The sequence below is a fragment of the Snodgrassella sp. W8132 genome (genome assembly GCF_016100865.1).
Classification (GTDB): domain Bacteria; phylum Pseudomonadota; class Gammaproteobacteria; order Burkholderiales; family Neisseriaceae; genus Snodgrassella; species Snodgrassella alvi.
In genome coordinates this window covers 16,964-30,911 of the sequence record NZ_JACFRQ010000003.1, presented here as the reverse complement: position 1 = coordinate 30,911, position 13,948 = coordinate 16,964, and the positions used below count along the sequence as shown (strand labels likewise).

Below are 13,948 nucleotides of genomic sequence, written 5' to 3'. Positions count from 1 at the left end.
TACCCATATCAATACACTTTCCTGAATAAAAAATAACAAATAATTAGCCTACCATCTGATCCGGACTTACTGCTTTGGCACGTGCAACATCTATACTAATACGATTTTCACGCACTAATTGCTGTAAACACTGATCGAGTGTCTGCATTCCGAATTTCTGACCAGTTTGTAAGGTGGAGTTGATCTGAGCAATTTTGTTTTCCCGAATCAGATTACGTACTGCCGGAGTGCTGATCATAATTTCATGTGCTGCCACACGGCCGTTACCATCTTTAGTTTTAAGCAGAGTCTGAGAAATCACTGCCTGCAAACTTTCTGACAGCATGGAGCGAACCATTTCTTTTTCACCTGCAGGGAATACATCCACAATACGGTCAACAGTTTTAGCAGCACCTGTGGTATGTAAAGTGCCGAATACCAAGTGACCTGTTTCGGCAGCAGTTAAGGCCAGACCAATCGTTTCAGGGTCACGCATTTCGCCTACCAGAATCACATCCGGATCTTCACGCAGTGCCGAACGCAGGGCATTGGCGAAACTATGAGTATGCTGATGCAGTTCACGCTGATTTACCAACGATTTTTTACTTTGATGTACAAACTCAATCGGGTCCTCAATTGTTAGAATATGACCGGCATCATTATTATTGATGTAGTCGATCATTGCTGCCAGTGTAGTAGATTTACCGGAACCAGTAGGGCCGGTTACCAGTACCAGCCCGCGCGGCAGTTCTGCAATTTTCTGAAAAATTGCCGGAGCCCTCAGTTCTTCAAGTGTAAGAACTTTACTTGGAATGGTACGCATAACGGCTGCAGGACCGCGTTCAGTATTAAAGGCATTAACACGGAACCGCGATACATTGGGCAATTCGAACGAAAAGTCAGTTTCCAGGTTTTGCTGATATTCCTTGCGCTGATAATCGTTCATGATAGAAGCAATCATTTTGCCTACTTCTTCTGCACTCAGTTCAGGCAGATTGATACGACGGATATCACCATTAACGCGTATCATGGGAGGCAGACCAGCACTCAGATGCAAGTCGGAAGCTTTATTTTTAACGCCGAAGGCCAATAAATCGGTTATCTGCATATTTACTCCATTATGCTTGCCTGCATAATACAGGCACAAAATATGGTTCTTATTCTAATCAAGTTGTCGTATCTTTAAAATGAAAATATTTGTCACTATGCCAAAATTTTTACAAATATACTTAGATCTAATCAGAAAAAATTGAAAAATATCATTAATTATGAAAAATACAGTCATCTTAATTCAACACTGGCAACAGGTACTGGCAAACATAAATGATGTCTGCCAGCAAACTGAGGCCCCACAGCAGGTACAGCTAATTGCTGTTAGTAAAACCTTTCCTATCAATGATATCGTTACTTTATATGAGGCTGGCCAACGCGATTTTGGTGAAAACTATATTCAGGAATTCAGCGAAAAAACCAGTCAGCTTGCTGAGCTGGATATTGTCTGGCACATGATAGGGAATATTCAGTCAAATAAAAGCCGAATTGTGGCAGAACGGGCACACTGGGTACACACTATTGATCGTGAAAAAATTGCCCGGAGGCTGCATGAGCAGCGTCCTGAATGTTTACCACCCCTCAATGTCTGCATTGAGGTGAATATTTCAACAGAAAGCAATAAACATGGTATTAGTCCGGATAAAAGCGAATTACTGGCACTGGCTAATATGATCAGCGCATTACCTCGTCTTAAACTTCGCGGACTTATGTGTGTAGCCAAGGCCGGCAGCACAGACTCTGAATTACAGCAACAGTTCCATCAGATGCAAAACCTGTTACAGTACTTGCACCAGGCTGGTTTTGCAGTTGATGTATTATCAATGGGTATGAGCTCGGATTTAAGTATTGCTATAGCTTGCGGAGCTACTCATGTACGGGTAGGCAGTGCAATTTTCGGGCAGCGCAACTACACTCAGACAGAAAATAATTCTTAGAAATAAAATTATGCCGGTAAGGATTTCTTACTGGCAGCACAAAAATTATCATCATTATGATAAATATATAAATCAATCAGGCTATTTTCTCAGCCTGAAAGCGATGTGTAGGATGAGCAATTTCTTCCTGAGCAGCGACCACCTGCAACTCATACTGCCGGCGTTTCAGAGTTTCCAGCATAACGCCGTATACTGCAGCAGTAGTATGCTCAAATGACTCCAGCAAGGTCTTACCGGACAGATAGTCAGCCAGAAAAATACCACTGGTCATATCTCCCACACCTACCGGCTGCCGTTCACCAAAATCCACCAGTGGCCGGTGAATATGCCATGCTTCCTCAGCAGTGACCAGCAGCATTTCAAAACGGTCTGTCTGATAGCCGGCACGGCTCAAATGTTTCACCAGAACCACCCGCGGACCTTTATTGCATAAAGCACGGCAGGCTGCAACTGCTTCCTCAACATTATGAATACGTTGTTGGTTGTTCAATTCTTCCAGCTCAAACAAATTCGGCGCAATCATATCACTCAGCGGCAAAGCCACATCACACAAAAATTCAGCTACTCCACCTGCCACAATACAGCCTTTTTCTGGATGTCCCATTACCGGATCACAAAAATAAATGGCTTGCGAATTAGCCTGTTTCACTTTTCTGACAATATCAGTAATCACATTGCCTTGTTCAGCTGAACCCATATAACCACTTAGTATAGCATCACAATTTTTTAATTCATCAATTGCGGCAATACCATCTGCAATATCCAGTAAATGTGCAGCCGGCATTACCATACCTTTCCATTGCTTGTACTGAGTATGGTTAGAAAACTGTACTGTATTTAATGGCCAGACATTGACACCTAACCGACGGATAGGAAAAACAGTAGCACTGTTACCTGCATGACCAAATACCACGTGAGACTGAATTGAAAGTATATTTTTCATAATAATGCCATTTACAATCCGATGAGTGTTTACCCGGCGGATTTCATAAAAACCTGATAATCAGCTAAACATGCTAAACGAAACTGATTATACTCAGATTATATTGGTTCGGATAAATCATTACTTATATCAACATCCCAGCCCGGAATCTTGCTTTTCATACCTGTATACACACTAATTACGAACATAATTTGTCCGGATTTATCTCAAGTATTGCAAAAACAATACGATATAAAATTTATTTACATAATACTCAGATATTCATCTAACAGCCAAACCTTGTATTTTATTTTTTCTCAATATTTATTGGTTTTATACATTCAGAATACATACTGCATATCATGACCTGAATAATACAGATTCTGATTGCAGAATATAAACCAGACAAGAGTTGAATTGAATTAAACTAAAAACAATTATTTTTATTACTGAAATAAATTACAACCTTTAAATTACTTCAAGGGCATAAATTTTTGTATCTACCAAATCTGATAATTGTAGTGAGCAAATAAGACTGATTCATAAGCAATAAAAAACGAAAAAGCCAGCTTTAAAAAAACTGGCTTTTTAAGTTATTAAACTATCCGGTTCAATAACTCTGTTTATTTTCTATTAGAAATAGAATTTAATATGCTAGTGAATCATGACTTAGTTGTCTTTATCGTCCAGAGCAGCTGCCTTTCTGACTAATTTTACAAATTCAGCGCGGTAGCCCTGCTTATCATCACCTTTGGCATTATTTGCCCAGCTTGCTATCTGCTGATAAGATGTTTTAGACAATTCAGGATTATTACGCAATTTTTGTCCGTATGCAGCCACAGCGGCCATAAACCGTGTTTCTACTCCGGCACTAGCAAAAGAACTGGCCAGAGCTTTCTTTTCTATAGGCAGGGAAACCAATTCACTTTTTTCACCATGTGGTGCTTTCCAGCGTAATTTAAGAAAAGCAATTTCATTATTGTTTGCATTTATAGCTGGTGCTGATTTTTTGTTCTGATAACGTAAAGGATCAATACTTGGTTTACCACCGGCCAGCGTCAGTTCATATAAAACCGTCAGCTTTTTCCCCGCACCAATATCACCTGCATCAACTTTATCATTATTAAAATCTTCCTGCTTTAACTGCCGTTTTTCATAACCGATCTGGCGATACTCGAGTACCTGAGCCGGGTTAAATTCGATCTGGGCTTTGACATCTTTAGCTACCGTAACCAAAGTAGCACTCATCTCCTCCTGTAATACCTTTTGTGCTTCTTCGAGACTATCGATATAGCTGTAATTACCATTACCTGCATCGGCAATCTGAACCATCATTGCATCATTGAAATTATTAGTACCAAAACCAAGTGTAGATAATGTTATACCCTTTTCTTTTTCTCTGCTGACAAATGCTTTCAGCTCTTCTGTGCTATTAATACCAACATTAAAATCACCGTCAGTAGCCAGCAATATCCGGTTGATTCCACCGTTTACTTTGCCCCGCTCTGCCATCTTGTAAGCCAGTTGCAGCCCTTCTCCGCCAGCGGTACTGCCTCCGGCTTCAAATTTATCAATAGCAGCCAGAATTTTGGCTTTATTACTACCAGAAGTGGGTTCCAGTGCCACTCCGGCACTTCCGGCATAAGCAACAATAGAAACTTTATCTTGGGGCCGCAGTTTATTTACCAGTAATTTTAATGATTCTTTGAGCAAATCCAGTCTGTCTTCACCATACATCGAACCGGATGTATCTACCAGAAAAACAAGATTCGAGGGGGGTAATTGATTAAAATTGACATCATTTGCCTTAATATTAACTCTTAACAGAACCTTATCTGTGTTCCATGGGCTGGGTGCGAGCTCATAACCGGCAGAAAAAGGAGAACCTGTTATTGACGTTAATTTCTCATTCGAAGTACTTGGAAAATAATTAATAAATTCTTCTACTCTCACTGCATCCGGATGCGGCATCCGGCCATGTGCAATAAACCGTCGGCTATTTGCATAACTGGCTGTATCCATATCCAGACTGAATGTACTAACAGGTTCAGTAACTACCTGTTTTACCGGGTTATCAGAATAATTTTTATATTGCGCAGTATCCGGCTGCTGAGTTTCAAATACAGCCCTTAAGCCTGGACTCTGATAGTCTGCCCCCCTGAATCCTATTCTGGAATTATACTCCACGCTGGACGAAGATGGTTTACTCTTCCTAAGAGACAGGCTTTCCTCAGAAAACGAAGTTTTATATCCTGCTGACATGTTTGCATAGTAACCATCTGATTGATTGCTGGTGCTATCCGTACTACTAACCCTATCCCTACTACTGGTGCCAGCCGTATTACAAGCACTCAGTATGCTGGTTAATAACACCAAGACTAAACTATAAGAAGCCTTACGACCTATTGCTTTTATTTTTAACATAAATATTCTTTATTTATCAGATAAAAATACATTATTAACATAACAGTCAAATTAACACCAGTAATTTTATTTGTTTCTTTTCAGCTTTAAAATCAATAAAATCAGTAGAATAAAATATTAATTAATTAATATTCAGCTGCTGAATCTGAAGATGCAATCCATATTGACTTTATCCTTTACACATTGAACCTATAATTAAGCTAATATTGAATATAAAAGTCTTTACAAACCAATATTGTTTAAATTTATTCAATTAAGACAATATTATCGATTAAGTTAATTATTTTTAATAAAAACTGAGGAAAATCTTATGAACGTATATTTTCTTGGCGGTGGCAATATGGCAACAGCTATCGTAGCCGGTATGACACAGCAAGGCGGTTATGAGATTGAAGTAATTGACCGTAATCAGAATAAACGACAATATCTAAGCGAACGATATCAGGTACGTACTAGTGCTAAATTAACTGAACTGGCAGCCACAGATATCCTGGTACTGGCAGTTAAACCGCAAGATATGCAGCAGGCTACTACCGGTATCCGGCTTAACGGTGCGCTTGTATTAAGCATAGCAGCAGGCTTAACAATAAGTACTTTAAGTCAATTTCTGGGTAATCACCAGCGTATTATCCGTATTATGCCCAATACCCCCTGCCAGATTGGTCAAGGAATCTCCGGTATGTATGCACCGACAGGCATAAGTAAAGCAGACAAAACCATAGCAGAAAATATCATGCGCACAACAGGCGAAGTAGTATGGCTGGAAGAAGAAAGTGGCATTAATCGTATCGCTGGTATTAGTGGCAGTGGTCCGGCCTATGTCTTCTATTTTCTTAATGCCCTGCAACAGGCTGCCATACAACAGGGTTTCAGCCCTGAAGAGGCTCACCGTTTAACACTTGATACATTCAAAGGTGCTGTAAATCTGGCAGAACAGTCTGGCACCGAATTTGCTCAACTACAAAAAAATGTAACATCTAAAGGTGGCACCACATTTGCTGCGACTTCAGTTTTTGACCAGCATCAGCTGACACAGGTTGTAATTGACGGTGTTGCTGCCAGTGTTGCGCGAGCAGAAGAAATGCAGCAACAACTTGCACCTTTTTAAAAGTTATTATTTTGATATAGAGTCACATTAATTAGATTATTTTGACCTAATTATAAAAAACTTCAGGCGTTTTTATGAAGTACATTAAAGAGTATATTTTTAACATATTCACTTATAATGTACTTCATTTATTGATATTTTATCTTGTTTATATTAAGTATTTAAAAATACTTCAATGTTAATCGACTAATCCAAATCTATATTTCTGGCTTTTACTTAACAATGATCTGTTTTACATATTTAATTTATTGGTTTTGATTAATTAGTAAAATTAAAATACTTTCTCTCTACGCAATTATTGGCACTGTATTAATCATCGATAAAAATACATCAAATATATTAATTAGCAAAACAAATGTACTCTTGTGAAGGGTACAAAATGAATAAAATAACAATACATGATTTGATTATTAAATATAGTTAAAGTAAACCAATATTTACTCGGTGTGCAGAGGAAAAATTTTAATAGCTGCTACAGATATACTTTAACAGTCAAAGCAAACTCAAAACCAAGAAAAGCTGCTCATATCATAGCACTGCAATTCAGATTAGATTTTTAGACTATGAATTCTGCCCACAATCAATGGATTGTATTATTACAGCGGTAAACCCGACTTTAAATAAAAAAATCATATTTATCAAATATCATTATTTATCTCTTATATTGTATACAATATAATCTTAAGTCAGAATTTGTTTGTTCAAATTTTTCCATAATATAATCCGCCCGAATCTTTTTCTATAAAAAGAGAGTTCAATATCCGTCGGACATTAAAGGCAATATGTGATTAGTAAAACATTATTTTTATTAGCCAGTGCACTGAGTATTATATGCTGGGCCCGGCTTCTGTTACAGTGGGCTAAATTACCTTTTCTGCATCCTCTGGCTCAGTTTTGTGTACGCAGTACCAATTGGCTGGTACGCCCTCTGCGTAAAATTATACCGCCATTGTACCAATGGGATATTGCCTGCATTCTGGCTACTGTCATTATTTATTACCTGGCATGTACGCTAAATCTGTTTATCAGCCTTAGATGGGTATTACCGGATATTCGCACTATTGCAGCCAGTCTGGCTCTTTGCATTCTGTTTTCCCTGAAAGCACTGTGCTATGTATTATTCATCGGGCTGGTAATAAGAATGTTTTTAAGTCTGAGCAAACCTTATTCAATACTGCTATTTACCTTGCAACGTATCTATGCGCCGTTAACCCGTCCGTTTACCTTTATGCGTATTGGTAAATATGATTTTTCTGCGACAATTATTCTGCTTGTGCTCTGGCTTTGTCTCGAATGGTGGCTGCCGCAGGCAAGCAGTAAGATTTCATACTGGCTGATATTCGGATAATGTTGTCGAATGCAAAATTATTAATAAATTATAAAAACATGCTATTATGCCCGAACTTTTTTAACAGCCTGAAATCCAGTATCTGTTATTTTCAAATCCAGATTAAGCTGTCAGTTCCTGAGCTAATTGCTTAATCGAGCTATGCAAAAGAAAGACTGTACAATGGCCAAACTCACAGAACAAGACATCCAGGCCTGGAATGGCCCTGAAGAAGAATACATGAATGAAGAACACCAAGCTTTCTTCCGTGATTTGCTGTTAAAACTCCAGGATGAGCTGATTCATAATGCCAACAATACGGCCGGACATTTACAGGAGCAGGCTACTACGCCTGATCCTGCAGACCGCGCAACACTGGAAGAAGAATATGCATTAGAATTGCGCACCCGTGACCGTGAACGTAAGTTATTAAGTAAAATTCAGGCTTCATTGCGCCAACTAGACGAAGGCGATTATGGCTTTTGTCAGGATACCGGCGAACCTATTGGTCTGAAACGGTTACTCGCTCGCCCTACTGCAACTTTGTCGGTAGAAGCGCAGGAACGACGTGAACGAATTAAAAAACAGTTTGTTGATTAATTTATCTGTTATGGATTAAAAACGCTTTCCTGCCGGAAAGCGTTTTTGCATTATTGCTACATATCATCATTGCGATAATGCATGCCTCACCGCTGATTTGCATAATTATTAACTGCTGCTAATTATTTGATATTAATTCAACAGAAATCATAAAATATTAATATAACAGCGATGTACAGATTAAGCATAAAAGTACAATCCCGCGGTTGAATAGCCTCAGAGACAGTATTTTCCCTGCGCCAGCAAGGCTTTCACAGGTGCAAAATCCTGCCGGTGCTGTGGCAGTACACCAAACTGTTGCAATGCAGCAAGATGTGCGGCTGTACCATAGCCTTTATGACGGGCAAAACCATACTGCGGATAACATTTATCCAGCTCATACATCTCTGCATCACGTGCCGTTTTGGCCAGAATAGAGGCGGCTGAAATAGCGGCTATTTTGAGATCGCCTTTAACTACTGCTTCTGCCGGCAAAGTCATATCAACAGGAATGCGATTGCCATCTATCCACACTTTAGCCGGCTGAATATGCAAACCGGCTACAGCACGAGCCATGGCACGCATAGTTGCAAACAGAATATTAAATTGGTGTATTTCTGCCACGTCTGCTGCAGCTACAGACCATGCAGTTGCCTGCTGCTTAATTAATATTGCCAGCTCATCACGCTTTTTCTCGGACAATTTTTTTGAATCAGTAAGACCGGGTAAATCATAATCTGCCGGTAAAATAACTGCTGCTGCATATACACTGCCAACTAACGGACCACGACCGGCTTCGTCTACACCGGCATGGCTGGGTAATACCATCAGCTCTGTATTCATATTTGCCCCGTTGCATGCTGCAATACCGCCTGTGCAGACAGTTCATCAGTATTCAAACGCAGCTGCTGATGTAGTGCTGAAAAGTCTGCCTGCAAATCCTGTACTTCCTGTGGCGATTCGTACCAGTGAATCACAGCCTCTGCCAGTTTTTGTGGTGTTGCATTACTTTGCAGTAATTCAGGTACCACACCTCTGTCTAACAGAATATTAGGCAAACCAACATACGGCACTTTAATTTTATGTTTGACATATGCATAGGTTAAAGGTGAGATTTTATAGCTTATTACCATAGGGCACTGGCATAAAGCCACTTCCAGCGTGGCCGTACCGCTGGTAACCAGTGCCACATCGGCTGCCTGACAGGCCATTTCTGCATGTGCAGACATTAAACGTATCGGCAATTTTTGCCACACCGGCTGAGCCAGAATATCCTGCATACGCTGCCGTGTTGCCGCCGTAGCCAGTGGTAGTAAAAACTGAGCCTGAGGATAACGCTGGTGAATAATTTCAGCAGCCTGTAAAAAAATCGGTGCCATGAAATCAATTTCACTGACCCGGCTGCCCGGCATTAAAACAAACACTGGAGCCTGTTCAGACAGTTTCAGCTGCTGCCTTTTCGCCTTTCTGTCAATAACCAGTGGCAAAGTCTGAGCAAGAGGATGTCCGACAAAACGTGCCCGTCCGCCTGCCTGCCGGTATAGTTCAGGTTCCATCGGAAACAGGCATAATACCTCGTCCACCTGTTTAACAATCTTTTTTACCCGTTTACGCCGCCATGCCCAGACAGACGGACTGACATAATGTACGGTAGCAATACCGGCCTGTTTTAAACTTTCGGCAACACCCAGATTGAAATCCGGTGCATCAATACCGACAAATACCTGTGGTCTGATTTGTTTCAGTGAACGAATCAGGCCGCGACGAATGGCCAGAATTTCCGGTAGTTTTTTGACAACTTCAACAAAACCGCGTACTGCCAGTTTTTCCTGATCATAGAGACTTTGTATTCCGGCTGCCAGCATCCGCGGTCCGCCAATACCAACAAACTGTACCCGCGGATAACGTGCACGAATCGCATTCATCAAATGGGCACCCAGTAAATCACCAGATGCTTCGCCGGCACACAAGGCTATGGTTAAAATGGGAAGTTCAGTTGCAGCTTTATTCATAGCAGGATAGCAGTTTTATAAGCAACTATTATAGTAAGACGTAATAGATAGCAAGTTTAGCAGGCGATAGTGTATTCCCGAAGGGTATCATAAAAATTAAAAGCCCAAGCAAACGGCTTGGGCTTTTATATTGGGGTGGCTGATGGGGCTCGAACCCACGACAACTGGAATCACAATCCAGGGCTCTACCAACTGAGCTACAGCCACCATAAAACTTTTCAAACTTTGGTGCGCCCGACAGGAATCGAACCTGTAACCCCCGGCTTAGAAGGCCGGTGCTCTATCCGGTTGAGCTACGGGCGCGTACTCTCAAATCTATCCGGACAAGGATTCGGTCGATATGGTCGGGGTGGTGGGATTCGAACTCACGACCCTCTGCTCCCAAAGCAGATGCGCTAACCAGACTGCGCTACACCCCGACGAGAGAGGCGAACTATACAGCCCTGAAAAACTATCGTCAAGAGGTAAAGTAAATTTTTTTGCCATATTTTTGAAATATGGCTGATTTATATGAATGGCTATATATAAAAGCAGATGAAACCGCTTAAAAAAAATGCGACAATGCTATTTTTGTAAATATTAGCTGATAGTTACCTGCCATCGGCATAATCTTTTTCTCTGGAATTTTCTCATGACCGCTCAACTCATTGATGGTAAAAAAATTTCCCAACAAATCCTGCAAGAATTAACCATTCGTGTACAGCAGCGTCTGGATAATCAGCTACGCCGCCCCTGTCTGGCCGTGGTTCTGGTTGGTGAAGATCCGGCCAGTACAGTATATGTACGCAATAAAAAGCGTGCCTGTGAAACCATTGGCTTTGAATCCCGCAGTTACGAGCTGCCTGTACATACCACTGAAGCCGAATTACTGGCCTTGATTGACGAAATGAATGCAGATAATGGTATAGACGGAATTCTGGTGCAATTACCACTGCCTGCACATATTGACAGTCAGCAGGTACTGGAACGGATTGTGCCTCATAAAGATGTAGATGGTTTTCATCCGTATAATGTTGGCCGGCTGGCGGTAAAAATGCCATTAATGCGTCCGTGTACACCTAAAGGAGTAATGACATTACTGGATGCCTATCAGGTACCAATCACCGGTAAAAAAGCTGTTGTAGTAGGCGCTTCAAATATTGTCGGCCGACCGCAGGCGTTAGAATTACTTCTGGCACGTGCGACAGTCACAATCTGTCATAGTGCTACCCGGAATCTGGCACAGGAAGTTGCTGCTGCTGATATTGTGGTTGTAGGCGTCGGCATTCCGAACTTTGTTAAAGGTGAATGGATTAAACCCGGGGCTGTAGTAATAGATGTGGGAATTAACCGTCTGGAAAACGGACAGTTGTGCGGGGATGTAGAGTTTGATGCAGCCAGAGAACGTGCATCTATGATTACACCGGTACCGGGCGGAGTAGGCCCTATGACCATAGCTACCTTAATGGAAAACACATTGAAAGCAGCAGAAATTCACGATACAAAACAATCGTGACGTTATCGGCAAAGCTATATTGTGTATTGATTACACAATAATATCAGCCATCATACAAAACAACAAACATGTTTGCTTGGTAAAATAGACATATCAGTCTTCTGGTCTGTACTTGATTATGATGCGATAGAATGGCTGCCGATTAAAATAGCTATCCTTATTTACAACCCTAATTGTGGTATTAACCTGATGTATCAATTTTTTCTGGACGCCTGTGCTGCTCTGCGCCTGCGCTTTTATCCCAAAACACATTATCGTTACAATCCATTAATCTTCGTTACCGTTTTACTTGCGCTTGGTCTGCTGAATATGGCCAATATGTCACAGATTCTGGGACGGCAAACCGGTATAACTATCTTTGTCATTGTGTTAACAGTGGTGCGCTGGGGTGTTCTGAGCATGGCAATGGAGATTATTCTAGGCTATTACAATAAGCAGCCAGGACGCTGGTATGGTTACGTACTGGCCACTGAAGTGCTGATCCTGCCTACACTAGCCACACTATACTGGCCACAGGTATTAGCCACTCCGGGGTCTTTATGGTTGCTATGGACATTGGTAGTACAGATCTTTGGATTTATCCGCATCAGTCAGCAAAATATATTTAAAGTATTTTTGGGATACATTATCTATTTCTTAATTACCTGTCTGGCCGGAGGTATACTGCTATTATTATTCAGCACCATGGGCTGGGTGGATATTAACAGCATGTCAGATGCATTCCGGCAAATGCTGGAAGCTCAGTCAGCTGGAACAGGTATGCGCTGATACAGATGTGGAAACAGACCGGTTCAGCTATAATATATGATGCTTTTGGTACGGTTTAAACCATTTCGCTCTGTACATCCCAAATTTGCCTGATTGGTTTTGTTGATTTAAAAAGGAATAAGCATGACGTTAAAAGTTGCCATTAATGGTTATGGCCGTATTGGCCGCCAGGTATTGCGTGCAATCTATGACTATAACTTGAGCAACCAGTTGGAAATTGTTGCGGTAAATGCCAGCGGTTCACTGGAAACCAGTGCCCACCTGACAAAATTTGATACGGTTCATGGCCGTTTTGCCGCAGATGTTTCATCTGATAATGATGCTTTAATTATTAATGGCGACCGCATCCGTTTTTTTTCTACCCGTAACCCGGCAGAATTACCCTGGGGTGAACTGGGTATCGATCTGGTGCTGGAATGTACCGGTGCTTTTACTACCAAAGAAAAAGCCAGCATTCATTTACAAAGTGGTGCCAAAAAAGTTCTGATTTCCGCACCCGGCGGTGCCGATGTGGATGCCACCGTAGTATACGGAGTTAATCATCAGGTGTTAACACCGGAAATGACAGTAATATCCAATGGTTCTTGCACAACCAACTGTCTGGCACCGGTGGCAAAAGCCATTAACGACGAACTGGGCATGGTAAAAGGCTTAATGACAACCATTCATTCATTTACCAATGATCAGGTACTGACTGATGTTCGCCATAAAGATTTACGCCGTGCCCGCAGTGCTGTTGAAAATCTGATTCCGACCAAAACCGGAGCAGCCAAGGCTGTAGGACTGGTATTACCGGAATTACAGGGTAAGTTTGATGGCTTTGCAGTACGTGTTCCCACAATTAATGTTTCACTGGTTGATTTAACGTTTGAAGCCGCCCGTAACACCAGTATCGAAGAAGTTAATGCCATAGTTAAAGCAGCCAGTGAAGGCAGTATGAAATATATTCTGGGCTACAATACTCTGCCATTGGTTTCCACCGATTTTAATCATACAACTCAGGCTTCCATATTTGATAGTACATTAACTAAAGTTACCAATGGTAATATGGTAAAAGTACTGGCCTGGTATGACAATGAATGGGGCTTTAGCTGCCAGATGCTGAATACTGCACGTGCTATGTTTGGCATGGAAGTTACTCCACTCGCGTAACCCGTTTTACCAGCAGAAGTACAGGCTGTCTGAATCCGCTTATACAGGCTTCAGACAGCCTGAACCTATTGTGGCAAACAGAATCAGTACCTGTTGCCATACAAACACCAGAACAAATTCAACCAAGTTAATATTAATCTTGGCAATTTTTCTCTGACAGACAACGCTGATATTTCTTTTCCGCTTCATTGAGG

General features: G+C 41.2%; 13 protein-coding genes and 3 tRNA genes. 7 read left to right on the top strand and 9 right to left on the bottom strand.

The annotated features are described in order from the left end of the window. Window positions 1-43: 43 nt before the first annotated feature. Entirely contained in the window at window positions 44-1,087 is a 1,044-nt protein-coding gene (locus H3U82_RS09450) for a type IV pilus twitching motility protein PilT (RefSeq protein WP_084547955.1), read from the bottom strand. A 160-nt stretch (window positions 1,088-1,247) separates the two neighbouring features. Between H3U82_RS09450 and H3U82_RS09445 the strand changes: the two genes are divergently transcribed. Beyond that, window positions 1,248-1,967, top strand: coding sequence for a YggS family pyridoxal phosphate-dependent enzyme (locus H3U82_RS09445; RefSeq protein ID WP_198210335.1), 720 nt, complete (start codon window positions 1,248-1,250; stop codon window positions 1,965-1,967). Window positions 1,968-2,043: 76 nt separating this feature from the next. Here the strand turns inward: H3U82_RS09445 and pdxY are convergent, their stop codons facing one another. Together pdxY and H3U82_RS09435 are read right to left on the bottom strand one after the other, a co-directional pair. Continuing rightward, window positions 2,044-2,910, bottom strand: a complete 867-nt coding sequence (pdxY, locus tag H3U82_RS09440) for a pyridoxal kinase PdxY (protein ID WP_198210333.1) — start codon at window positions 2,908-2,910, stop codon at window positions 2,044-2,046. Between the two features lie 648 nt (window positions 2,911-3,558). Beyond that, window positions 3,559-5,313, bottom strand: coding sequence for a VWA domain-containing protein (locus H3U82_RS09435; RefSeq protein ID WP_198210331.1), 1,755 nt, complete (start codon window positions 5,311-5,313; stop codon window positions 3,559-3,561). A 310-nt stretch (window positions 5,314-5,623) separates the two neighbouring features. Here H3U82_RS09435 and proC point away from each other — a divergent pair, with 310 nt between their 5' ends. The 3 genes from proC (at window position 5,624) to dksA (ending at window position 8,348) form a co-directional block, all read left to right on the top strand. Next, a complete protein-coding gene (gene proC, locus H3U82_RS09430; protein WP_084552597.1) occupies window positions 5,624-6,421 on the top strand; it encodes a pyrroline-5-carboxylate reductase in 798 nt (265 codons plus the stop codon). A 784-nt stretch (window positions 6,422-7,205) separates the two neighbouring features. Beyond that, the gene (locus H3U82_RS09425; protein WP_084552596.1) at window positions 7,206-7,769 is read left to right on the top strand and encodes a YggT family protein; all 564 of its coding nucleotides are present in this window, start codon (window positions 7,206-7,208) and stop codon (window positions 7,767-7,769) included. Between the two features lie 162 nt (window positions 7,770-7,931). Further along, window positions 7,932-8,348: an RNA polymerase-binding protein DksA gene (gene dksA / locus H3U82_RS09420; protein WP_025329875.1), complete on the top strand. Its 417-nt coding sequence runs from the start codon at window positions 7,932-7,934 to the stop codon at window positions 8,346-8,348. Window positions 8,349-8,564: 216 nt separating this feature from the next. On the opposite strand, the gene rnhB is transcribed toward dksA, so the two are convergent. The 5 genes from rnhB to H3U82_RS09395 all read right to left on the bottom strand — a co-directional run bounded on the left by rnhB (window position 8,565) and on the right by H3U82_RS09395 (window position 10,758). After that, window positions 8,565-9,170, bottom strand: coding sequence for a ribonuclease HII (rnhB, locus tag H3U82_RS09415; RefSeq protein WP_025329874.1), 606 nt, complete (start codon window positions 9,168-9,170; stop codon window positions 8,565-8,567). Beyond that, window positions 9,167-10,339, bottom strand: a complete 1,173-nt coding sequence (gene lpxB, locus H3U82_RS09410) for a lipid-A-disaccharide synthase (protein WP_198210329.1) — start codon at window positions 10,337-10,339, stop codon at window positions 9,167-9,169. Before lpxB ends, rnhB begins: the two co-directional genes overlap by 4 nt. 131 nt (window positions 10,340-10,470) lie before the next feature. Beyond that, window positions 10,471-10,546: transfer RNA gene (locus H3U82_RS09405), tRNA-His, on the bottom strand. Window positions 10,547-10,565: 19 nt separating this feature from the next. Continuing rightward, window positions 10,566-10,642: transfer RNA gene (locus H3U82_RS09400), tRNA-Arg, on the bottom strand. Between the two features lie 38 nt (window positions 10,643-10,680). Beyond that, window positions 10,681-10,758, bottom strand: a tRNA-Pro gene (locus H3U82_RS09395). A 212-nt stretch (window positions 10,759-10,970) separates the two neighbouring features. On the opposite strand from H3U82_RS09395, the gene folD reads away from it, so the two are divergent. The 3 genes from folD (at window position 10,971) to gap (ending at window position 13,754) form a co-directional block, all read left to right on the top strand. After that, the gene (folD, locus tag H3U82_RS09390; protein ID WP_198207796.1) at window positions 10,971-11,834 is read left to right on the top strand and encodes a bifunctional methylenetetrahydrofolate dehydrogenase/methenyltetrahydrofolate cyclohydrolase FolD; all 864 of its coding nucleotides are present in this window, start codon (window positions 10,971-10,973) and stop codon (window positions 11,832-11,834) included. Between the two features lie 189 nt (window positions 11,835-12,023). Further along, a complete protein-coding gene (locus H3U82_RS09385; RefSeq protein ID WP_232336156.1) occupies window positions 12,024-12,602 on the top strand; it encodes a hypothetical protein in 579 nt (192 codons plus the stop codon). Window positions 12,603-12,725: 123 nt separating this feature from the next. Beyond that, entirely contained in the window at window positions 12,726-13,754 is a 1,029-nt protein-coding gene (gene gap / locus H3U82_RS09380) for a type I glyceraldehyde-3-phosphate dehydrogenase (protein ID WP_198210325.1), read from the top strand. 39 nt (window positions 13,755-13,793) lie between these two features. On the opposite strand, the gene H3U82_RS09375 is transcribed toward gap, so the two are convergent. Beyond that, window positions 13,794-13,943 carry a hypothetical protein gene (locus tag H3U82_RS09375; RefSeq protein WP_198210320.1) on the bottom strand — a complete coding sequence of 50 codons (150 nt, stop codon included), beginning with the start codon at window positions 13,941-13,943 and terminating at the stop codon, window positions 13,794-13,796. Between the last annotated feature and the right edge of the window lie 5 nt (window positions 13,944-13,948).

Bases quoted from the DNA above. Each gene is read 5' to 3' on its own strand.
- H3U82_RS09450 (WP_084547955.1), bottom strand. From the start codon at position 1,087: ATGCAGATAACCGATTTATTGGCCTTCGGCGTTAAAAATAAAGCTTCC.
- H3U82_RS09445 (WP_198210335.1), top strand. From the start codon at position 1,248: ATGAAAAATACAGTCATCTTAATTCAACACTGGCAACAGGTACTGGCA.
- pdxY (WP_198210333.1), bottom strand. From the start codon at position 2,910: ATGAAAAATATACTTTCAATTCAGTCTCACGTGGTATTTGGTCATGCA.
- H3U82_RS09435 (WP_198210331.1), bottom strand. From the start codon at position 5,313: ATGTTAAAAATAAAAGCAATAGGTCGTAAGGCTTCTTATAGTTTAGTC.
- proC (WP_084552597.1), top strand. From the start codon at position 5,624: ATGAACGTATATTTTCTTGGCGGTGGCAATATGGCAACAGCTATCGTA.
- dksA (WP_025329875.1), top strand. From the start codon at position 7,932: ATGGCCAAACTCACAGAACAAGACATCCAGGCCTGGAATGGCCCTGAA.
- rnhB (WP_025329874.1), bottom strand. From the start codon at position 9,170: ATGAATACAGAGCTGATGGTATTACCCAGCCATGCCGGTGTAGACGAA.
- lpxB (WP_198210329.1), bottom strand. From the start codon at position 10,339: ATGAATAAAGCTGCAACTGAACTTCCCATTTTAACCATAGCCTTGTGT.
- folD (WP_198207796.1), top strand. From the start codon at position 10,971: ATGACCGCTCAACTCATTGATGGTAAAAAAATTTCCCAACAAATCCTG.
- H3U82_RS09385 (WP_232336156.1), top strand. From the start codon at position 12,024: ATGTATCAATTTTTTCTGGACGCCTGTGCTGCTCTGCGCCTGCGCTTT.
- gap (WP_198210325.1), top strand. From the start codon at position 12,726: ATGACGTTAAAAGTTGCCATTAATGGTTATGGCCGTATTGGCCGCCAG.
- H3U82_RS09375 (WP_198210320.1), bottom strand. From the start codon at position 13,943: ATGAAGCGGAAAAGAAATATCAGCGTTGTCTGTCAGAGAAAAATTGCC.